The sequence below is a fragment of the Sphaerisporangium krabiense genome (assembly GCF_014200435.1).
In the GTDB taxonomy this organism is placed as follows: Bacteria; Actinomycetota; Actinomycetes; order Streptosporangiales; family Streptosporangiaceae; genus Sphaerisporangium; species Sphaerisporangium krabiense.
On the sequence record NZ_JACHBR010000002.1, the window covers coordinates 998,124 to 1,018,676 of the forward strand.

The 20,553-nt window shown below is 73.5% G+C and carries 22 protein-coding genes; 9 read left to right on the top strand and 13 right to left on the bottom strand.

The features are described 5' to 3' along the window. Nucleotides 1-156: 156 nt before the first annotated feature. Nucleotides 157-2,043 carry an ABC transporter ATP-binding protein gene (locus BJ981_RS32335; protein ID WP_184617162.1) on the top strand — a complete coding sequence of 629 codons (1,887 nt, stop codon included), beginning with the start codon at nt 157-159 and terminating at the stop codon, nt 2,041-2,043. Nucleotides 2,044-2,484: 441 nt separating this feature from the next. On the opposite strand, the gene BJ981_RS32340 is transcribed toward BJ981_RS32335, so the two are convergent. Together BJ981_RS32340 and BJ981_RS32345 are read right to left on the bottom strand one after the other, a co-directional pair. After that, nucleotides 2,485-2,850, bottom strand: coding sequence for a hypothetical protein (locus BJ981_RS32340; RefSeq protein ID WP_184617163.1), 366 nt, complete (start codon nt 2,848-2,850; stop codon nt 2,485-2,487). A 352-nt stretch (nt 2,851-3,202) separates the two neighbouring features. Further along, entirely contained in the window at nt 3,203-3,568 is a 366-nt protein-coding gene (locus BJ981_RS32345; RefSeq protein ID WP_184617164.1) for an STAS domain-containing protein, read from the bottom strand. A gap of 674 nt (nt 3,569-4,242) precedes the next feature. Between BJ981_RS32345 and BJ981_RS32350 the strand changes: the two genes are divergently transcribed. Further along, nucleotides 4,243-4,968 carry a sulfotransferase family protein gene (locus tag BJ981_RS32350; protein ID WP_184617165.1) on the top strand — a complete coding sequence of 242 codons (726 nt, stop codon included), beginning with the start codon at nt 4,243-4,245 and terminating at the stop codon, nt 4,966-4,968. A gap of 209 nt (nt 4,969-5,177) precedes the next feature. Here the strand turns inward: BJ981_RS32350 and BJ981_RS32355 are convergent, their stop codons facing one another. Beyond that, nucleotides 5,178-6,200: a sporulation protein gene (locus BJ981_RS32355; protein ID WP_184617166.1), complete on the bottom strand. Its 1,023-nt coding sequence runs from the start codon at nt 6,198-6,200 to the stop codon at nt 5,178-5,180. Nucleotides 6,201-6,338: 138 nt separating this feature from the next. Continuing rightward, nucleotides 6,339-6,704: a YybH family protein gene (locus BJ981_RS32360; protein WP_184617167.1), complete on the bottom strand. Its 366-nt coding sequence runs from the start codon at nt 6,702-6,704 to the stop codon at nt 6,339-6,341. Nucleotides 6,705-6,807: 103 nt separating this feature from the next. On the opposite strand from BJ981_RS32360, the gene BJ981_RS32365 reads away from it, so the two are divergent. Both BJ981_RS32365 and BJ981_RS32370 read left to right on the top strand, forming a co-directional pair. After that, nucleotides 6,808-7,719 (top strand): LysR family transcriptional regulator, encoded by a 912-nt coding sequence (locus tag BJ981_RS32365; RefSeq protein WP_184617168.1) that lies wholly within the window; start codon nt 6,808-6,810, stop codon nt 7,717-7,719. 58 nt (nt 7,720-7,777) lie between these two features. Then, a complete protein-coding gene (locus BJ981_RS32370) occupies nt 7,778-8,587 on the top strand; it encodes a thioesterase II family protein (RefSeq protein ID WP_184617169.1) in 810 nt (269 codons plus the stop codon). 84 nt (nt 8,588-8,671) lie between these two features. On the opposite strand, the gene BJ981_RS32375 is transcribed toward BJ981_RS32370, so the two are convergent. Further along, nucleotides 8,672-10,126, bottom strand: coding sequence for a glycosyltransferase family 39 protein (locus BJ981_RS32375; protein ID WP_184617170.1), 1,455 nt, complete (start codon nt 10,124-10,126; stop codon nt 8,672-8,674). Between the two features lie 439 nt (nt 10,127-10,565). On the opposite strand from BJ981_RS32375, the gene BJ981_RS32380 reads away from it, so the two are divergent. Further along, a complete protein-coding gene (locus BJ981_RS32380; protein WP_184617171.1) occupies nt 10,566-10,835 on the top strand; it encodes a hypothetical protein in 270 nt (89 codons plus the stop codon). Between the two features lie 52 nt (nt 10,836-10,887). On the opposite strand, the gene BJ981_RS32385 is transcribed toward BJ981_RS32380, so the two are convergent. Both BJ981_RS32385 and BJ981_RS32390 read right to left on the bottom strand, forming a co-directional pair. Continuing rightward, nucleotides 10,888-11,388, bottom strand: coding sequence for a GyrI-like domain-containing protein (locus BJ981_RS32385; protein ID WP_184617172.1), 501 nt, complete (start codon nt 11,386-11,388; stop codon nt 10,888-10,890). A 55-nt stretch (nt 11,389-11,443) separates the two neighbouring features. Next, entirely contained in the window at nt 11,444-12,469 is a 1,026-nt protein-coding gene (locus BJ981_RS32390) for a sigma-70 family RNA polymerase sigma factor (protein ID WP_184617173.1), read from the bottom strand. Nucleotides 12,470-12,532: 63 nt separating this feature from the next. On the opposite strand from BJ981_RS32390, the gene BJ981_RS32395 reads away from it, so the two are divergent. After that, nucleotides 12,533-12,895, top strand: a complete 363-nt coding sequence (locus BJ981_RS32395) for a YciI family protein (protein ID WP_184617174.1) — start codon at nt 12,533-12,535, stop codon at nt 12,893-12,895. Between the two features lie 41 nt (nt 12,896-12,936). Here BJ981_RS32395 and BJ981_RS32400 read toward each other — a convergent pair whose 3' ends face one another. Beyond that, nucleotides 12,937-13,803: a glycerophosphodiester phosphodiesterase gene (locus BJ981_RS32400; protein ID WP_184617175.1), complete on the bottom strand. Its 867-nt coding sequence runs from the start codon at nt 13,801-13,803 to the stop codon at nt 12,937-12,939. Nucleotides 13,804-13,934: 131 nt separating this feature from the next. Next, nucleotides 13,935-14,102: a hypothetical protein gene (locus BJ981_RS32405; protein ID WP_184617176.1), complete on the bottom strand. Its 168-nt coding sequence runs from the start codon at nt 14,100-14,102 to the stop codon at nt 13,935-13,937. Nucleotides 14,103-14,174: 72 nt separating this feature from the next. Between BJ981_RS32405 and BJ981_RS32410 the strand changes: the two genes are divergently transcribed. Next, nucleotides 14,175-14,774, top strand: coding sequence for a dihydrofolate reductase family protein (locus BJ981_RS32410; protein WP_184617177.1), 600 nt, complete (start codon nt 14,175-14,177; stop codon nt 14,772-14,774). 136 nt (nt 14,775-14,910) lie between these two features. Here BJ981_RS32410 and BJ981_RS32415 read toward each other — a convergent pair whose 3' ends face one another. Further along, on the bottom strand, nt 14,911-15,123 hold the full coding sequence (locus tag BJ981_RS32415) for a DUF3072 domain-containing protein (protein WP_184617178.1): 213 nt from the start codon (nt 15,121-15,123) through the stop codon (nt 14,911-14,913). Between the two features lie 76 nt (nt 15,124-15,199). Continuing rightward, nucleotides 15,200-15,850: a winged helix-turn-helix transcriptional regulator gene (locus BJ981_RS32420; RefSeq protein ID WP_184617179.1), complete on the bottom strand. Its 651-nt coding sequence runs from the start codon at nt 15,848-15,850 to the stop codon at nt 15,200-15,202. Between the two features lie 115 nt (nt 15,851-15,965). Between BJ981_RS32420 and BJ981_RS32425 the strand changes: the two genes are divergently transcribed. Beyond that, nucleotides 15,966-16,670, top strand: a complete 705-nt coding sequence (locus tag BJ981_RS32425) for an alpha/beta fold hydrolase (protein ID WP_184617180.1) — start codon at nt 15,966-15,968, stop codon at nt 16,668-16,670. Between the two features lie 140 nt (nt 16,671-16,810). Further along, nucleotides 16,811-17,323 carry an SRPBCC family protein gene (locus BJ981_RS32430; RefSeq protein WP_184617181.1) on the top strand — a complete coding sequence of 171 codons (513 nt, stop codon included), beginning with the start codon at nt 16,811-16,813 and terminating at the stop codon, nt 17,321-17,323. A 410-nt stretch (nt 17,324-17,733) separates the two neighbouring features. Here BJ981_RS32430 and BJ981_RS32435 read toward each other — a convergent pair whose 3' ends face one another. Continuing rightward, nucleotides 17,734-19,464, bottom strand: a complete 1,731-nt coding sequence (locus tag BJ981_RS32435) for a penicillin-binding transpeptidase domain-containing protein (protein ID WP_184617182.1) — start codon at nt 19,462-19,464, stop codon at nt 17,734-17,736. A gap of 167 nt (nt 19,465-19,631) precedes the next feature. After that, nucleotides 19,632-20,141, bottom strand: a complete 510-nt coding sequence (locus BJ981_RS32440; protein ID WP_184617183.1) for a hypothetical protein — start codon at nt 20,139-20,141, stop codon at nt 19,632-19,634. Nucleotides 20,142-20,553: the final 412 nt, after the last annotated feature.

The following is a 20,553-nucleotide window of genomic DNA, read 5'->3' on the forward strand; positions in this document are numbered from 1 at the left end:
ACACGCGGGCCCTTGACCTCAAGATTAGTTGAGGTTCTAGGGTTCCGAGGTGGGTCACCGGTCCGGCGGAGAGCACGCCCCGGTGATCGGCGACCGCCGCGAGCGGCGACCGTACGGAACAGGAGCGGCCGGAGCGCCGGGAGACGGGGTGTCGTGATGGACATGGAAGTGACGGCGTGGCATTCGCTGTATCACGCGATGCACGCCAACGAGGACCGGCGGCCCTTCTCCGGGGCGACGCTGCGGCGCATCGCCGCCTTCGCCCGGCCGCACCGCCGCATGCTCGTCTTCTACTTACTGCTCAGCGTCGTGGGCGCGGTGCTCGCCGTCGCCTCGCCCGTGCTCGCCGGGCGCGTGGTCGACGCCATCGTGCGGCGCGAGGCCCTGGACCTCGTGGTCACCCTCGCCGTGCTGATCGCCGTCATCGCCCTGGTCGACGCCGGGCTCGGCCTGGTCACCCGCTGGCTCTCCGCCAGCATCGGCGAGGGCCTCATCCTCGACCTGCGCAGGGCCGTCTACGACCACGTCCAGCGCATGCCGGTCGCGTTCTTCACCCGCACCAGGACCGGGGCGCTGGTCAGCCGCCTCAACAACGACGTCATCGGCGCCCAGCGGGCCTTCAGCGACACGCTGTCCGGCGTGGTCGGCAACGTCGTCACGCTGATCCTCACGCTCGTCGTCATGATCGGCCTGTCCTGGCAGGTCACGCTGCTGGCGCTGCTGCTGCTCCCCGTCTTCGTGCTGCCCGCGCGGCGCATGGGCTCGCGCCTCGCCCGCCTGGAGCGCGAGGCCGCCGGCCACAACGCCCACATGAGCACGCAGATGACCGAGCGCTTCTCCGCGCCCGGCGCGACGCTCATCAAGCTCTTCGGCAGGCCCGCCCGCGAGTCGGCCGAGTTCGCCGCGCGCGCCAGCCGGGTCCGTGACATCGGCGTGCGCACGGCGATGGTGCAGTCGGTGTTCGTCACGGCCCTCACCCTGGTGTCCGCCCTCGCGCTCGCCATCGTCTACGGCCTCGGCGGCTTCTACTCCCTGCGCGGCGGGCTGGAGGCCGGCGACGTCGTCGCCCTCGCCCTGCTGCTCACCCGCCTGTACGCGCCGCTGACCGCCCTGGCGAGCGCGCGCGTCGAGGTCATGAGCGCGCTGGTCAGCTTCGAGCGGGTCTTCGAGGTGCTCGACCTCAAGCCGCTCATCTCCGACAAGCCCGACGCCCGCGCCGTCCCCGAGGGGCCGGTCTCGGTCGAGTTCGACGACGTGCGCTTCTCCTATCCCTCCGCGGACAAGGTGTCGCTGGCCTCCCTCGAAGAGGTGGCGACCCTCGACACCCGCGGCGGCGCCCAGGTCCTGCACGGTGTGTCCTTCGCGGTCGAACCCGGGCAGATGGTCGCGCTCGTCGGCTCCTCCGGCGCGGGCAAGTCGACGATCGCCCAGCTTCTGAACCGCCTGTACGACGTCGACTCCGGCGCCGTGCGGCTGTCGGGCGTCGACGTCCGCGACCTCGCCGGCGAGTCGATCCGCGACACGCTCGGCATGGTCACCCAGGACGGCCACCTGTTCCACGAGTCCGTCCGCGCCAACCTGCTGCTGGCCAGGCCCGAGGCGAGCGAGGACGACCTGTGGGAGGTGCTGCGCCGCGCCCGGCTGGACGCGCTGGTGCGGGCGCTGCCCGACGGGCTCGACACCATCGTCGGCGAGCGCGGGTACCGGCTGTCGGGCGGCGAGCGCCAGCGCCTGACGATCGCGCGCCTGCTGCTCGCCCGCCCGCGCGTCGTGATCCTCGACGAGGCCACCGCGCACCTGGACTCCACCTCCGAGGCCGCCGTGCAGGAGGCCCTGGGCGAGGCCCTCGCCGGGCGCACCGCCGTTGTCATCGCCCACCGCCTGTCCACGGTCCGCGCGGCCGACCTCATCCTCGTCATCGAGGACGGCCGGGTGGTGGAGCGTGGCACCCACCTCGACCTGCTGGCCGCCGGCGGCCGCTACGAGCAGCTCTACCGCACCCAGTTCGACGAACACCCCACCCCCGAACCCGCCACCCGCTGACCCCTCACCGTTCCCCACCCTCACGCCCCGCCGACGCCGGATGGCCGTGCCCGCACCGCTCTTCAGTGCGTGCCGCACGGCCGTCCGGCGTGCCGGCCGCGCGTGACCGGGCCACGGCCGGCACGGACGTCTTCTTCCCGCGAGGGAGGGTTCCGGCCAGGCCGGTCACCGGTTGAGCCTCGCGGGGCTCTTCCGGCAGGGGAGTGGCCGGGTGGGCACTCCCCGGACGTGAGGGCACGACGGTCTCGTAGGGAGGGCGGGAAAGTTCGGTGCTCTCCCACGGACGGCGATGTGCGGTGCCCAGGCTGAAGTGGTGTGCGGTCTCCCTGCGGAGAACCGGTGCCATCTCCAAGGCGCGACAGGTGCGGAACCTCCGAAGGGGGAGACGGGGAGTCTTCCGGTGGAAGTGAGAGGGCGGTATCGGGGGGAGTGGTGGGTGGGTCAGCGGTCCCAGGGGGCGGTTTCGCCCATTTTTGCGTAGTAGCGGGCGAGGTGGGCTTTGACGCCTTCCACGTCGGCCTTGGGGATGTCGATGCCGCCGCGCGCGCCCTGCATGATGGCGCCGGCGGCCATCACGGCGTGCGGCACGACGGTCAAGCGCCCGTTGATGACGTCGGCGATCGGCAGCTTGTAGGAGCCGAACTCGTCGGGCTTGTCGCCGTCGTACCAGATGTGGGCCTCGCGGTAGCGGGCGTTCGGCTCCTTCTCCGCGCCGGCCCATTCCCGGACGTGCTTGTCGGCGGCGGCCCCGTCCCACTCGCGTTCGCGGTCGGCCAGCGGCAGGTCCTGGAACTTGGTGACGGTCATGGTGACACTCCTCCCCGAGCCGCGCGCAGGACGCGCGTACATGGCTGTGCCTACCCGTTCCCGGCTCACCGAACGAGCACGCCCGCCACTTCGCCCGGCGCGCCGGGGTAGGGAAGAGCGGCATTGTGAGATGACCCGCGCGGGCCGCGTCAACTGCGAGACCCCTCCGTGCGGGGTCAGTAGTGCGACGGCTCCAGGGGCCAAGGGGCCGGAGTGCGACGGCTCCGTGTGTCCGGGAGTTCGCAGTGCGACGGCTCCGTGCGGCCGGGGCAGAGTGGGAAGGGTGCGGAACGGCCGTGGTCGAGAGTGCGACGCGGGCGGGACGGCCGGGGGCGGGAGCGTATGGGTCGGGTCAGGAGAAGGTGAGGGAGGCGCGGCTTTCCAGGGGGCCGCCGGCGAGGGCGGCGTCGACGGTGGGGTAGATGTCGAAAGCGGCGTCTATGCCGGTCAGAGTCATGATCCTTCTCGGGGTGGGGTGCAGGGAGCACAGCGCGCACGTGCCGCCGCACCTCTGCGCCTTGGCGCCCGCGCGGACCAGGACGCGCAGGCCGGAGGAGTCGATGAAGCTCATACGCGAAAGATCGAAGATCAGTTGAGGTGGTCTGGCGCGGAACGCCTCGTCGATGTCCTCGCCCAGCCTGGGAACCCCGTTGCGGTCCACCTCGCCGATGATGGCGATGACGGTGAACTCGCGACGGTTCTCCCGACTTACCGTCAACGGCATGTCGTAACCTCCACGGCTGGGGACCTGCCCCTTACAGTCTGTTCCCGGTGGACGTGCGATTACAAGAACGTGGGGCACGCAAAACGTCCGGAGTCAAGTATTCACCCAACCCCGACACCTGTGATCCATCCCGGTCCTGACAGCCGCCCGCAGGGCCGCGCGGTATGTCGGACCTGCGTGGACGGTCTCGTTTGCGGCTTTTCACCCGCGCCTGATGCCAGTGGTTTATCCAGGTCCTGACGTTCTTTCGTGGGTTCGTGCGGTGTGTCGGCCCTGCCTGGATGGTCGCCGTTTGTCGCTATTCGACCGTGCCTCGTGCCGGTGGGGTTGTCCGGATTCTGATGTCTTCCCGTGGAGCGCGCGGTGTGTCGGTCCTGCGTGGACGGCCTCTGTGGCCGGGCATTCATCTGCGCCTGGTGCTGGTGGTCTGTCCTGGTTTCGACGTCCTCCCGCGGAGCCGCGTGGGGGTGTCGGACGCACGTGGGCGGTCTCTGTTCGTGGTGTTCGCCTGTGCCCGGTGCCGGTGATCCCTCCAGGGGCCGGCCTCTTCCGTGGGGGCGTGCGGTGTGCTGGTGCTGCGGGACGGGGTCTCTTTGTGGGGATATGGGGCGGGTTTTGCTTGTTCGGCGGGAGTCTGGGGGGAGGGGGCGGCGCGGTGGGGGAGGCGTATGCGGGTCATCGGAGTGGGGTTCGGCCGGACGGGGACGTTGTCGCTGAAGGCGGCGCTGGAGAGGCTGGGGTTCGCTCCCTGCAATCACATGCGGGAGGTCATGGCCAGCCCCGCGCTGATCCATGGCTGGCTCGACATCGTCGAGGGCCGATCCCGGGACTGGGACGGGGTGCTCGGCGGGTTCGACGCCACCGTCGACTGGCCGGCGGCCGCGTACTGGCGGGAACTGGCCGCGCACTATCCGGCCGCCAAGGTCGTGCTCACGGTCAGGGACCCCGAGGCGTGGTACGCGAGCATGTGCGCCACGATCTTCGACGAGGCTCGCGCCCACGGGCCGGCGGTGCGACTGCTGGCGCGGCTCAGCGCCGACTACCGCGCGTTCCGCCGCATGGCCTACCTCGCCGTGATCCAGCGGTCGCTCGGCGGCGTGGGCACGGACAAGGAGGCGCTGATCCGGCGCTTCGAGGAGCACGTGCGCGAGGTGCGCGCGGCGATCCCCGCGGAGCGGCTGCTGGTCTACGACGTGCGGCAGGGGTGGGCGCCGCTGTGCGCGTTCCTCGGCGTGCCCGTGCCGGACGAGCCGTTCCCCCGGCTCAACGACCGCCAGACCTTCGGCCGCCTGCTGCGGAAGTTCATGCTCCGCACGGCCTTCCGTCTCTCTCCGGCACGCGGCCGGCGCCCCCCGACTCTCCCGTCCCCCCGAGGAGCCCGCCCCCGCTCATGAACCGCCCCGTACGCACCGGCGCCCCACGCCCGTACCCCCGCCACTGACGCGACCTCCCACGGCGGCGTCCGTGCTCATGCGAACCCTCGCGCCTGTACCCCCGTCCGCGGCTCACGCGACCTCCCAGGTCGGCGAGCCCCCGCTCGGCGGCTCCCGTGCGGCGCGGTCAGCGTCGCCGGGAGTCTGGCACGGGGGTCGTGGGTGCGGGTTCACCAGTCGCCGTCGCCGTCGTCGCCGTCGAACAGGTCGCCGATCTCGTCGATGGCCTCGGCCGCCACGATGCCGCCGATGACGCCGGCCGCTCCGGCCGCCGCCACCGTGCCCCAGCCGGGGCCGTGGTGGCGGTCGTCGTAGTGGCCGCCGTGCGGGTGGTGCGGGTCGCCGTGGTGGCCGTACGGGCCGTGGCCGTACGGGTCGTGACCCATGCCGTGGCTCATCCCGTGACCCATGCCGTGGCCGCCGCGGTGGGCCAGGCCGTCCATCCAGCGGGCGATCTCGGCGGCCCAGTCCATCTGCAGGGCCTGCTCGTGGCCGACCTGGAAGCGGCCGTAGACGTCGTGCCCTGAGGTGAACAGGCCGCCGCGCTTGTCGGCCTCCAGGACGACGGCCAGCCCGTGCGGGTCGGCGACGAACGTCAGCTCGACCTCGTTGACCCGGCCGGCCCACTGCGCGGGCGGGTAGTACTCGATCTCCTGGAAGAACGGCAGCCGCTGGTGGACGCCGTGGATGCGGCCCGCCTCCATGTCGGCCTTCTTGAGGTGGAAGCCGAGCCGGGCGAAGGCGTCGAGGACGCGCTCCTGCGAGGGCAGCGGCATGACCGCCACGGGGTCGAGGTCGCCCTTGTCGACGGCCCTGGCCACCGAGAGCTCGGTGCGCACCCCGACCGTCGCGCCGCGCAGCGGGCCGCCGAGGGCCTCGGTGATCGGCGTCTCCCAGGGGATGGAGAACTGGAACGGGACGGCGTGCCGCCGGCCCGCGCCCAGGTGGAAGGGCCCGGAGACCCGGACCTGGAAGAACTCCGAGGTTCCGGTGTGCTCGTGGTCTCCGGACTCGATCTCGACGCGCGTGACGAGCCCGAGCGCGATGTACTCGACGTCGAAGTCCAGCTCACCGCCCTGGACGCGCACCTCTCCGCTCAGCGTGCCGCCGGGGCGCACGCGCGGCGTGGCGAGGACCGTGTCCACCGAAGGACCCCCGACCCCCAAGGCTCCCAGCATCCTCTTGAAGACCACGGCCACCTCTCCTGCTGTCGTCGGGCGTGACGAAGACTCTAAGCGGACTCAGGCCGGACTCTGATCGGACTGATCGGATTCCGGTCGAAGAGGCAACGAGCCGCGCCCGGCGGCGGTTCCCGCGTCGCGGGGGCCGGCTCACCCGGTGGGCGTGACGAATTCGGGGCGGTCCAGCACGCGCAGCCAGGTGCCGTCCTGCTGGCGGCGCGCCACCTGCGCCCGCGCGCCCGCGCCGTCCTTCGGCGGGGTGGAGGTCAGCGCCAGATCGCCGCTGACCAGCGTGGGAAGCGGCGTCTCCGGCGCGAAGCGCGGCGCCTGGGCCAGCACCTTCTCCCACAGCGCTCGGATCGCCTCGCGGCCCGTGGTGAAGCTCCCGGGCGGGTAGGCCATGACGGCGTCCTCCTCATAGAGGGCGGCGACCCCTTCGGCGTCGCCGGCGTTGGCCCGTTCGACGAACAGGCGCGTGAGGTCCTCGGGCCTGCGGGCACGCTCGCGTTCCGTCATGACGATCTCCGATCCGGTGGTCTTCTGCTGACAGCACCGAGCCTGCCAAGCGAGCGGCCAGAAGTCCAACAGATGGTTCTGCTGAGATCTAGAATCATCTCTTATGGAACTGCGGCAACTGGAGTACTTCGTCGCGGTGGCCGAGGAGGGTGGCTTCACCCGCGCGGCCGAACGCGTGCACATCAGCCAGTCAGGGGTGAGCGCCCAGATCCGGCAGCTCGAGCGCGACCTCGGCGCCCCCCTCATCGACCGCTCCGCCCGCACGGTGACGCTGACCGCCGCGGGGGCCGCGGCGCTGGAGCACGCCCGCGCCGCGCTGGCCTGCGCCGACGCCGTCCGCAAGGCCGTGGACGAGGTGAACGGGCTGGTACGCGGCCGTCTGACGGTGGGCATGGTCACCGGCTGCACCGTCACGGGCCTGTTCGACGCCCTCGCCGCCTTCCACGGACGCCACCCCGGCGTGGAGATCACCCTGGTCGAGGACAACTCCGACCGGCTGGTCGAGCGGGTCCGCGCCGGCGCGGCGGACCTGGCGCTGATCGGCGCCTCGGGCGCGCCCCCCGAAGGGCTGCGGGCGCTGCCGATCATCAGCGAGCCGCTCGTCGCCGCCGTGCCGCCCGGCCACCCCCTCGCGACCCGGCCCGCCGTGACCCTGGACGAGCTGGCAGGCCATCCGCTCGTGTGCCTGCCCGAGGGGACGGGCATCCGCGCGGTCCTCGACGAGGCGTGTGCCGCCCGCGGCGTCCGGCCCGGCATCGCGCTGCAGGCCACCGCGCCGGGCACGGTCGCCGACCTGGCCGTGCGCGGGCTCGGCGTGGCCGTCCTGTCGGAGTCCATCGCCGCCGGGTACGCGGGCTCCCTCGTGGCGCTGCCCATCGAGGACGCCGGCACGCCCGCCGTCCTGGCGCTGGTCTGGAGGCCCGCCGCCGGCCCCGCGCCGCACGAGTTCGTCCGGCACGCCCGCGAGGCGTTCGACGTCCCTGAAGATCGCGGACCGGTGGCGCGGGCGCGATGATAGGGAGGCCGGCGGGCGCGGTCCCGCCGCCGGATCCTGTGAGCAGAGTGGGGAGATCATGTCCGTGCCGCCCGGCCCGTCCGACCGTCCCGTCCCGTCCGCGCTGCCGTTACGGTCGGGGAGGTCCGCCTGGTCCACCTGGTTCCGGTGCACCAAGACCCGTCCGTTCGCGAGGCTCAGGCTGTTCTGCTTCCCGTACGCGGGCGGGTCCGCCGCCATCTACCACGACTGGCACCAGGGGCTTCCCCCGGCCGTCGAGGTGCGCGCCGTGCAGTACCCCGGCAGGGCCGACCGCATGTCCGAGCCGCTGGTCGGCGACGCCGGGCGGATGGCGGAGCTGATCACCGAGGCGATGGGCCCGCTGCTCGACCGCCCGGCCGCGCTGTTCGGCCACAGCATGGGCGCCCTGCTCGCCTACGAGGTCACCCGCGCGCTGCGCGACCTCGGCACCCCGCCCGTGCACCTGTTCGTCTCCGGCAGGAGGGCGCCGCACCTGCCGTCGCGGGAGGTGCCGGTGGCGGACGCCGACGACGCGACCTTCATGAGCCAGCTGAGCGCCCTCGGCGGCACCGACGCCGACATGCTCGCCGACCCGCAGATCCGCGAGCTGACCTTCCCCTATCTGCGCAACGACTTCCGGCTGGTGGAGACCTACGTGCACCAGGACGGGGTGCCGCTGGACGTCCCGGTCACCGCGCTCGCGGGCGACGCCGACGCCACCGCCACCCCGGACGAGGCCGCCCGCTGGAGCGAGACGACGACCGGTGCCTTCACGGCGCGGGTGCTGCCCGGCGACCACTTCTACCTCGTCCCCCGGCAGGACGAGGTGCTCGCCGAGATCACCGCGGCGCTGGACCCGTACCTGTAGCCCGTCCCGGCGAGGCGGGCGCCCGCGAGGAACCGGTACCTGGTGTGGCGGCCCGCCGCGGCCGGTGGCCCGGCACGCGGTGGGTCAGCGGGGCTCGCGTTCGAGGAACAGCACGGTCACGCCGCGCAGCGACCACAGCCGCCGCACCGCGTACCTCTTCTCCAGCAGGTAGTTCACCTTCGGCAGGGCCACCTCTCCCACACCGAACCGTGAGGGGGCCGTGGTGCCGGGCCGCACCGCGCGGTCGGTCTCCTCGCGCACGAGCCAGACACGGTCCCCGATGTCGGTGCGCGGGTTCAGCTCCGCGGGCATCCGCCCGTAGTGGGCCAGGCCCTCGCGGACCCACGGCGCGGCGTACGCGATCGTGTCGCCCGGCCGGAGCATCGAGCCGATGACGGCCGCGGCGTCCCGGTAGGCCACCTGGTGACCGGTCGCGCCGCGGGCGTGGATCTGCTGGGGGAGGGCGAGCGCGGCGGCGACGGCCAGGGCGGCGACCTGGAGCCAGGGCCGTGCCCGCGCGAGGGCGGCCCCGGCGAGCAGGGCGAAGGCGGGCGCCGAGGCCAGCACGTACCGGGAGTTGTAGACGGGCGTGCCGAGGTAGGAGACCGCCACCAGCACGACGACGGGCAGCACGCCCCAGACCACGGCCCCCGCCACGAACGCGCGCTCGCGCGGCTCGCGCCGGGCCAGGTACACCGCGCCGGCGAGGCCGCCCAGTGCCAGGAGCCAGCCGAGCACCACGGCGGGCAGGTCGCCGGGCTCCGGCTCGGGCAGCCACGCGGTGACCGTGCTGCGCACGAGCACCAGGTTCTGCCAGGCGGGCGTGCCGAGCCAGTCGACCTGTCCCACCTGCCCCGCCGACAGCGCGGCGAGCGCGACCGCGGGCGGCGCGCCGAGGGCGAGCCACGGCAGGCACCGCCGGGTGATGACGAGATGCGCGGGCAGCACGAGCACGGCGAACAGGTGCGTGCAGGGCAGCAGCGCGACGGCCAGGACGTACCGGCCCCAGCGGCCGGTCTCGGTGGCGCGGCGCAGTGCCCAGAAGGAGAAGACCGCGGCGGCGACGGCCATCGCGTAGGGCCGCGCCTCCTGGCCGAACCGGGCCATCGACGGCAGGAGCAGCAGCGCCGCCCCGGCCGGTACCCCGGCCCGCGCGCCCGCCAGGCGGCGGCCGAGGTCGGTGAGCAGCCCGGTCGCGGCGGCGACGGCGAGCGCGGAGGGCAGCCGGACCCACCAGTCGGCCGTGCCGAGCCGCGTCCACGCGTACATGAGCAGGTAGTACGGCAGGAAGACCGCGTCGCGCTGGCGCAGCGTCTCCCACAGCGTGTCCAGGGACGTCACCGCGCCGAGGGTGGCGAGCTCGTCGGCCCACATCGACGGCGCCCAGGACCACGCCACCGTGACCGTGAACGCGACCGCGGTCATGACGGCCACGGTGGGGTGGAGGCGTGCGCCGCGTGGCCGGGACGCGTGCGCGCCGCGCTCCCGCGCGGCCGCCGTCCGCTCGCCGCCCGCCACGCCGGGTGCCGATATTTCCATGGACGCACATATTGGCCGAGACATCATGCGGTGCCAAACGAACGGCTTTCGGTACGGAGGTCGCGACGGCCCACGGCCGGTGGCCGCCGGCGGCCCGCCCGGCGTGCCCCGCGGGCGCCGCGTGCTCCGTACGCCGATCTCCGGAATTGTCGGTTTTATGGGTATAAGTGCATTTGTCGCGGTCCGACGGAGGCTTTCCCAGCTGATATCGCCACCCCTGGAAAGCCCACGGAAAGCCTATTCGGCGGAGGATCTCGGGTGATTCGGAGGTATAGGTCTGAATGAACGCATGATTCGGTCATCCGCCGGTGAAACATGAGCAGGTGTATGCCTGTCGTGTCCCCCGATGCGACGGTTCCGGCGGGGGTGCGATCGGCGTAGACTGCTCCACCACGATGATCCCGGGGCGCCGTCGTGGCGCCGGACGAGGACGGTGGCGATGCTGGTCGAGCTGACGATGCACAGCGCCGGGCTCGGCCCCGCGCCGAATTCGCCGATCGACGGCATTCGCATATTGGCCCTGCTGCCCGAAGAATGGCGTAAAGACCTGCGGCAGGCCAATGGCGAGATCGTCATCCGCGTCGAAACCGGCGACGACGTCACCAGCACCGAGATCAGCGCCCGGGTGGAACAGGCGCTGACCGACCCCGCCGTCAGCCACTGGCGCCTGCACGCCTGCGACCCCGTGCCGGGCCCGGACGCCGTGTGAGCGCCCCGCCGGGCCCGGCGGGCGTGTGCCACCCGCCGGGCGCGCGCGGGACTCAGGCGTCGCCGGCGAGCCGGTAGGCGATCTCGATCGACCACTTGTCCATGTCGGGCTGCACGGCCGGGTCGCTCAGGTAGAACTCGAACCGCCCGCCCCACACCTCGTGGCCGTCCTCGTGCCGGTTGTCCCACCGCAGCCCCTGGGCCGGGCCCCACTTCTCCAGGGCGGTGAGCGACTCCAGCAGGCGGTCCGGGTGCCCGGCGTGGAGCAGCGTGGCGTACCTGCCGCCGGGGATCACTCCGGCGATCACCCGGCCGTCCCCGGTCACCGGGGCGCCGACCGGCACGCCGACCTCCAGGCTGATGTCCCCCCGCGGGTCCACCGTCCAGTACCGGTAGAACAGCGGGCCCGCGGGCGGGACGCCCCGGTCCCGCAGCCACGTGTAGACCTCGGGCACCAGCGCGTTCACCCGGTCCCACTCCCGCAGCGGCGCGGTGATCGGGATGGCGGCGTACGGCCGCTCCTCCCGGGTCTCGACCGTCGGTTCGTTGGTCATGATTCCCCCTTCAGGGTCGTCGTCATACCCCTGATACGAGCCGGAGGGCCGGAACTCATCGCCCGCCAGGCCGGGCGGGCGGCCCGAACAGCGGGAAGAGCGCCTCGGCGTCGAGGAACGTCGTCACGCCCGTGATCCGGCCGCCGCGCACGTCCAGGATCAGCAAGCCCCACGGCGCGAGGACCCCCTCCCGCGGGGTGTACTGCGCGAACGCGGGAGAGCCGTTGGCGGCGACGGGGACCAGCCGCGACCCGTGACAGTGGCCGTCCGCCCCGAGCAGCGCCGCGCGGATCGCGGACCGGCCGCGCAGCCACCACCCGAACGGCGGCATCTGCATCGTGGCGTCCTCGTGGAGCAGCGCGACCATGCCCTCGACGTCGTGGCGCTCGAAGGCGTCCGCGTACCGCGCCAGCAGCGCACGCTGCGCCGCGTCCAGGGGCGCGAACGGCTCGCCCGGGTCGGGGTCGCGCTCCTTGAGCGTCGCGCGGGCCCGTTGCAGGGCGCTGTTGACCGCCGTGACGGTGACGCCGAGCAGCCCGGCGACCTCCGCGGCCGTCCAGCGCAGCACGTCGCGCAGGATCAGCACGGCCCGCTGGCGGGGCGGCAGGTGCTGGAGCGCGGCGACGAACGCCAGCCGGATCGTCTCGCGCGCGACGGCCAGCTCGGCGGGGTCGCCGGACGGCAGCACCCGGTCGTCCGGGACCGGCTGGACGAACGCCCGCCAGGGCAGCGGCGGCCCGAGCGGCGTGCCGGGCTCGCAGGCCGGGCCGAGGTCCACGGCCAGGGCGCGGCGGCGCGCGCCCCGCAGCATGTCGGTGCAGACGTTGGCCGCGATCGCGTGCAGCCACGCCTTCGGCGACGCCCGGCGCTCGTCGTAGCGGTCGAACGCCTTCCAGGCGCGCACGAGCGTCTCCTGCACGGCGTCCTCGGCCTCGAACGCCGACCCGAGCATGCGGTAGCAGAACCCGGTCAGCGCGGTCCGGTGGCGTTCCAGCAGCTCGGCCGGGTCGCCGGCCGCCGCGGGGCGGCCGGAGGAAGACTCGTGAAGATTTTCCGCCGCCGCGTGTCGAGGAACCGTCATGCGCTCCGACCCATGTGTGTGACGCGCCCGCCGCGGGCGCGCGAGACCGTGAGGAGCACCGGGATGAAGTACATGCTGCAGATCTACATGAACCCCGCCGTCTGGGAGTCGGTGTCCGAGGACCAGCGTAACGAGGTCTTCGCGGGTCACGGGCGGTTCATCAAGCTCATCACCGAGTCGGGGGAGATGGTCGGCACCGAGGCGCTGGCCGATCCCTCGGCGGGCGTCACCGTCCGGGTGCGCGGCGGGGTGGTCACGCCGACGGACGGGCCCTACGCCGAGGCCAAGGAGTTCTTCTGCGGCTACTACGTGGTCGACTGCGAGAGCAGGGAGCGCGCGGTCGAGCTGGCCGCGCTCATCCCCGACGCGGCGCTCACCGGCATCGAGGTCCGGCCGTTCCTGGACACCAGCGGAGCCGACGTCTGACCGGCGGGGGAGCGCCCACACGGGCGCTCCCCGGCCGACCGCTACTTGGGCAGCGCCCCGGCCAGCGTGGCCGGCTTGTCGGTGAGGATGCCGTCCACCCGGTAGGCGGCCAGGCGGCGGGCGACCGCGGGGTCGTCCACCGTCCAGGTGAAGACCCGCATGCCGAGCCGGTGCACCCGCCGGACGTACCCGGCGGTGAGGTCCTGGTACGGCGGGTTGATCTGCCGGGCGAACGCGGCCAGGCCGGCCAGCCGCCCGGCCGGGGGCGTGCCGAGCAGGCCGACGGGGACCTCGGGCATGAGCCGGTGGAACCGCCGCATCGAGCCCCAGTCGAAGGACTGCACGACCAGACGTCCCGGGCGGAGCCAGGCGGGGTGACGCCGCAGCTCGCGCTCGACACGGGCCTCGATGCCCGGGTACAGGCCGGGCGCCTTGACCTCCAGCAGCAGGCCGAGCCCGCTCGCCTCCATCGCGCGCAGCGCCTCGCCGAGGGTCGGCACGCGCTCGCCACGGTACCGGGCGGAGAACCACGCGCCCGCGTCGAGCCTGCGGATCTCGTCGAGCGTGAGGTCGCGGACCCGCCACGGCGACCGGCCGGGGAAGACCCGCTCGGCGTCGGTGGTGCGGCCGAGCGTCGTGTCGTGCACGAGGACCAGCCGGTGGTCCTTGGTCTCCTGCACGTCGGTCTCGAACATGTCGGCGCCCTGCCGGCCCGCGAGCCGGAAGGCCGCGACCGTGTTCTCCGGCGCGTGGGCCGACGCCCCGCGGTGCGCCACGTTGACGATCTTCGCCGGCGCCGCCGCGGCCGTGTCGGGCGGTCCGTCCAGCGCGTGCGCGGGCGGGATCAGGAGGGCGAGGGTGGTCGTGAGGATCGTGGTCGCGAGGATGAGGCCCGGTCGTCGGAACATGCGTCTCCTCAGGCTCGGCGTTGCCCCTGCATTCTGAACCTGACCGCTGAGCACGACCACGAGTTGATGGTTGGGTAACCCTTAGGTGCCTGCTAAATGAGTATTTGTCCGTAGCCGTTCCGGCCGGTGGCTCATTGAGCGGACGCGGTGCCGGTCTCGGTGCTGGTCAAGGGGCCGGCCGCCGGGCCGGCCTCCGACAGGGCCGGCCGGGTGAGCGGGAGCTCGCCGACGCGCCCCTTGACGACGTGGACGTGCCCGCCGCCGCCCGGGGTCCGCCGCCGCCCGGCGCAAGTGCGCAATCCCGCGCGTATACAAGCCCGTGCCGCCGATAGGACGATTGCCGCAGTTCTTGGTGGTGAAGGGAGCGAGCTATGAAATTGACGTTGACGACCTTCCTCTCGCTGGACGGGGTGCTGCAGGCCCCGGGACAGCCCGACGAGGACCGTGAGGGCGGGTTCGAGCACGGCGGCTGGCTGATCCCGCACGCCGACGAGGACATGGGCACGTTCGTCGGCGAGTGGTTCGAGGACGCCGACGCGTTCCTGTTCGGCCGCAAGACGTATGAGATCTTCGCGGCGCACTGGCCGAACGTCGTGGACGACGACGACCCGACGCCCACGCGGCTGAACAAGTGCCCGAAGTACGTCGTCTCACGGACGCTGGACACCCCGGACTGGGCCGGGACGACCGTCATCAAGGACGACGTCGTGGCCGAGGTCCGGCGGCTGAAGAGCGAGCCCGGCAACGAGCTGCAGGTGCACGGCAGCGGCGAACTGGCCCGCACGCTGATCGAGCACGGCCTCGTCGACGAGTACCGCCTGTGGTTCTTCCCGGTCTTCCTCGGCTCGGGCAAGCGGCTGTTCGAGGGCGCGAAGGTTCCGGCCACGCTCCAGCTGGTCGACAGCAAGAAGACCAGCACCGGGGCCGTCATCCACATCTACCGCCCGGCGCCCGAGACCCCGGAGTCCTGAGCCGGTCCTCAACCGGGCACGCCGGGGACGCCGTTCCCCGGCGGAGCCCTCCGGCGCCGCGGACGGCACAGGCCGTCCGCCGCGCACGGCCCGGCGGCGCCGCAGGGAACGCCGCGGCGCCGCCGGGCCGCCCGGGTCAGCGGCCCTTGCCCTCGGCGGGCCCCAGCCGGTCGCTCTGCCGCTGGAGCTCGTCGATGAGCTTGGACGCCTCGGCCTTGCTGAGGCCGTCGGGGACGTCCCGGCCCGCCTCCCTGGCCAGCGTGCTCAGGTACGACTCCTGCGGCGCGGTCATCGGCTCATCGCCGGTGGCCCACTCCTCCGGGTCCTTCTCCACGGGTCCTCGGCTCATGGCGCTCCCTTCCTCGAACGCCCGTTCTACCCCTGCGACCTCGCCGTAACCGCCGCGCGGGGTAAAGGCCGGTCCGTCACGGCGCGGGAGCCGGACGCGGGAACAGGGTGAGGAACCGGTCCGCCGTCCCGGCGTCGCCGGTGAGCCTCAGGTCGCCGGCCGCGATCGCCTCGGCGGGCGGCAGCCGCCGGAAGACCAGGGACCGGAGCGTGGCGACGTCGGTGTCGAGGACGGCGTCGGGCCGGTCGGAGTCACCCCGGACGATCTCGATGCGGCCCCCGGCCACCTCGGCGCGGAACCGGTCGTCCCCGAGCGTCAGGCCGATCGTGGCGCGCATGTCCCCGGCCGCGGCGGCGTCGAAGGTGGTCCGCAGCGCGAGCACCAGCGCGGCCGCGCTCAGCTCCGCCCGGCTCGCCAGCGGGGCGCGGCCTCCCCACCGCGCCAGGGGTACCAGGACCGCCTCCAGCTCCCGCCCCCGGCCGGTCAGCTCGTACACCCAGGCGTCCAGCGGCGGCCCCAGCCTGCGCCGCCGCACCACCCCCGCGGCCCGCAGCTCGCGCAGGCGCTGGGACAGCACGTTCTGGCTCGCGCCCGGCAGGCCCGTCCGCAGGTCGGTGAAGCGCCTCGGGCCGGCGAGCAGCTCGCGGACCACCAGCAGCGCCCACCGCTCGCCGATCACGTCGAGGGCCCGCGCGACGCCGCACGGGTCGTCGTAGCTGCGTGCCATGGGCCGAGCATACGTGGCCTTTACCTTCGTGAATCCTCGCACCTGAGCAGGAGCCGGTGCTAACTTAGGACCTCTATTCGAACGCATTCGAACCCGAGAAGAGGAAGCCTCCGCGATGGCCACCTACGTCCTCGTCCACGGCGCGGCGTCCGACTCCTGGTACTGGCACCTGGTCGCCCCGGAACTGCGGGCGCGCGGCCACGACGTCGTGGCGCCGGACCTGCCGTGCGGCGACGACGCGGCCGGCTTCCCCGAGTACGCCGACACGGTCGTGGCGGCGATCGGCGACCGCGTCGCCTCCGGCGCCGACCTGATCCTGGTCGCGCAGTCGCTCGCCGGGTTCACCGCCCCGCTGGTGTGCGAGCGGGTCCCGGTGCGCCTGCTGGTGATGCTCGCCGCCATGGTGCCCGCCCCGGGGGAGTCCGCCGGCGACTGGTGGGGCAACACCGGGCAGCCGCAGGCCGCGCGCGAGCTTGCCGAGCGCGAGGGCCGTTCCGTGGAGTCCGGCGAGGCCGTCACCTTCCTGCACGATGTCCCGCCCGCCGTCGCCGGCGAACTGCTGTCCAGGCCTTCGCCCGGCCAGTCCGGCACGCCGTTCGCCGCGCCGTGGCCGCTGGACGCCTGGCCGCGGGTGCCGACCCGCTTCCTGCTCTGCCGGGACGACCGGCTGTTCCCCGCGCCGTTCATGCGGCGGGTCGTCCGGGAGCGCCTCGGCATCGTCCCCGACGAGATGGACGGCGGCCACCTGCCCGCGCTCGCCCGTCCCAAGGAGCTCACCGAGCGTCTGGAGGCCTACCGTGAGGACGTGGGGCCGCGCTGAGCCGCCCCGACCCCAGAGACACCCCTATCGGGCCGGGCACGGGGAACGCGGCGCGTGTCCGGCCTGATATCTAGCGTAAGGAAATCGAGCTACGCAAGGACGGCGCCGCGCCCCGGTGCCGGCCGACCACGGAGGTCCACATGGAGGATTACGGCGTCACCGGAGCGCGGGTGGACCTGGAGGTCACCGTCGACCTGCCCCCCGACCGCGTCTGGGAGCTCATCACGTCGGTGTCCCGCATCGGCGACTGGAGCCCGGAGTGCCGGTTCGAGGGCTGGGTCGGCGAGGACGGCCCCGTGCTGCCCGGCACGCGCTTCGAGGCGCGTAACCGCAGGCAGGACATGGAATGGACGGTCACCTGTGAGGTGACGGAGGCGGAGCGGCCCACCACGTTCGCCTGGGTGGTCCTCGACCCGAAGGGCGACCCCGACGCCCCCTCGTCGCACTGGCGCTACGACCTGCGGCCCGGCGACGCCCCCGGGCAGACCGTCGTGCGCCACGGCTTCGAGCACGGCGCCGGCCACAGCGGCCTGCGCGACATCATCGCCCGCGATCCCGAGCACGCCTCCGCCATCCTCGCGGGCCGCCTCCAGGAACTGCGCGCGCACATGACCCAGACCCTGGGGGCCATGACCCTGACCCCGGCCTCCTGACCCGCGCGCCCTTGCCGGAGGCCATCCCCTCCGGCAAGGTTCCACGGTGAGATGACCGCCCTGCTCGTGGGCGACCACGGGCGTCCACATCGTCCCGTGGCGTCGAGCTCGTCGAGCACCCAGAAGGCGACCTCGACGGGGTGAGGCTGGATGCCCGGCCCCCGCAGATCGGGCTCCAGCGCGTTGCCGAGGCCGCCGTCGGAGTTCTGGTGGACCCGGAGAGCGCCGAGCGCGCGCGAGCGCGACCCGTCCCGGAGCGGCGCCGCGAACCGCGAGCGGTCGATCAGGCGGGCGTCACGCTCCAGGTGTCTCTCGGCCGAGGCGAGCGCCTCGGGGGTCACCGTCTTCATGCCGGCGACCATACGGGTCCCCACCGACAATTCCGGTCCGGCCGACCTCGGCCGCGGGTTTCACTCCAGGGACTTGAGGAACCTCGCGGCCACCGGGGCGGCCACCTGGCCGCCGGCGCCGCCGTTGCGCACCAGGACGGCGAACGCCAGGGAGCCGCGGTAGCCGACGAACCAGGCGTGCGCCGCGGCGCCGGAGACCTCGGCGGTGCCCGTCTTGCCCGCGGTGCCCGGCGGGAGCCCGGCCCGCGCGGCGGTGCCCTCGGTGACCACGGCGGCCATCATCGTGCGTAGACCGGCGGCGATCCCCTGGTCCAGGGGCGCCTCGGGGGCGCCGCGCCCGGCGTCCGGCCTGATCACCGCCTGGCGCCAGGCGCCGCCCGCCACCGCCGCCGCGACCTCCGCCATGCACAGCGGGCTGGCCTGCACCGAGTTCTGCCCGATGGCGTCGGCGCCGAGCCCGTCGGCGTCCCGGGAGTCTCCGATCCTGCAGGAGCTCAGCCCCGGCTTCTCGCGGAAGCCGAAACGGTCGGCGGCCTCGGCGCGCAGCCGTCCGTCGCCCAGCCGCTCGTAGGCCTGCCGCACGAAGGTGGTGTTGCAGGACAGGGCGAAGGCCTTGGTCAGCGAGATGTCGCCGTGGTCGGCGCCGCCGTCGTTGGTGAAGCGGCGCGCGTTGGGGATGGTGTATGCGCCGGGGCAGGCCACCGTGGAGCCGGGGCCGAGGCCGGCGCGCAGCAGCGCCGCGGCGGTGACGATCTTGAACGCCGATCCGGGCGGGTACAGGCCGTTGAAGGCCCCCTTGCCGCCGAGGGTGTCCGCCACCGCGCGGATCTCGCCGCTCGGCACGTCCACGGCCACCAGAGCCGCGGGACGCCCCACGCCTTCCAGCGCCCGCGCCGCGGCGGCCTGGACCGGGCCCGAGATCGTCGTCCTCTCCTGGGCGGAGGCGGGCGGCGCCGACGACAGCAGCACCCGGCCCGAGGGCCGCTCCTCCAGCCGCAGCTCGGTGACCGCGCCGTCCAGCCCGGCGAAGTAGTCGCCCGCCTTGCTGTCCGCGGGGAAGGGCTTGCCCTCCCGGGTGAGCGCGGCGGGACGCCGCACCTTGTTCTCCACGAGGCGCACGGAACCGCCGTCCTTCAGCGCGGGGTGCAGGACCTCAGGCGACCAGAGCACCTTCCACGCCCCGGCGCGCACGCCGAGGCGCAGCACCGAGGAGAACGGCCACGAGCCGAGCCCGGCCACCTGGCGGACGCCCTGGAACGGCATCTCGGCCGTCTCGGCGCCCTGCCGGACGAGCGGCCCGGGGGAGAGCGACAGGGCGGTGACGCGCAGGTCGCGCGTGAAGGCGCGGTGCCGCTCGGCGAGGTCGGCCGGCGGGTCGGCGACGGTGCCGCGCATGGCGGTGTAGTCGCCCTTGAGCCAGGCGCCGAAGAACCGCGCCGCCACGGGCTCGGGCCCCTCCGTCCCGGCGGGCGCGGACGTCGCGGGCGTGACGGCGGGAGCGCCCGTCGCCGCGAGCGGCTGCCCGGGGACCGAGGGCGCGGGGACCGGCGGGAACGTCCCGGCGTCCGGCACCGGCGGCGCGGACACCGCGGGCTCGGACACCGCCGGCGCGGGGGCCGCGGGCGTGGGGGAACCCGCGGCGGCGCGCGAGGCGTCGCGCGCCGGAGGTTCCACCGGGCCGGGGGAGCCGAGGAGCATGTACACGGCGCCGAAGGCGACCATGACGATCACGAGGCCCACCATGACCTGGGGCCATTTGGCGCGGAGGCCGCCGCCTCCCGGCACGCTCATCGAAAAGCCCACCCGTTTCCCATCGAGACAGATGCTAAATGAGACGACCGCGCGGGGTGCCTGGTTGTGGTGAATTCGGCGTTCTGTCCGCCCCCGTATTCGGAATGACCGTCACGCAGGGTATTCCGCGGCGGCCCGTACGTGAGCGGCGGGCCTGCCGGCGGGTTTCATGGGCCGGGCGCGGGAGTGCCGTACGGCCAGATGCACTGGTCGAGATAGCCGAGCACGTGCAATTTATGGACGCTCGGATAATGGGCGACCGCCAGCCAATATCCCTCCCGGCCCGGATATATCCTCCAGCCGCCGCCGTGGCGTTCCACCCGGGCCGCCCTGGCCCGCCAGTGCGCCACCACGGCCGCCTGGAAGCGTTCGATCTCGCGCCGTGAGACGTTCCGCGTGGACGCGGTGTACAGCACGCCGGGTTCGATCCGCCCGGTCGTCCCGGCCCCGAACATCTCCGTCCCGCAGTCGGAGGGGGACTCCTCGTAGGTCTCGTCCGGGGTGCGGACGAGCGCGAGCCCGCCGGGGGGAGCGGCACGGAAGGTCTCCTGCAGGTAGCTTTCGATGCGCGCCTGGGCCTGCGCCTTGGTCATCGTGTGATCGGGCGCCCCGCATCCCGGCGCCAGAGAGAGCACCGCCGCCGCCGTGGCGGCCCAGCCGCCCGCCCGCGACCTCATCGCGGCCCCGCCCCGGCTCCGTACGCGCCGGCCCATTCCTCACGGCCGCGCCCCGCCGTGGACGGCCTCACTCGTAAGCCGGCCGGCATACCGCCCTCGTTCATCGCTCCCCATTTCGAGAAAGGTCCGGGAAACGTGTTTCTCCCGGCCCGAAAACCCGGACGCCTGAGGATTCGAGCCCCCGCCTCGTCGGCCTCGTGGAGCTTTTGACTACCGTGGCCCGTCATTGGTTCCACCGGATATTTCCCTCGTGTCCGGTGAATCGGGGCGGCCTAGGGCGCTCCGCGGACGCGGTGCCGCCGAGCCGACACTCCGGGCACCGAGGGAGGCGACGACCCTGACCGCCCGGGCTCGGGCATGGAACACTGTTGTCTGCCGCACGGCCGACACGCCGGTCCGCGGCGTCGCGACG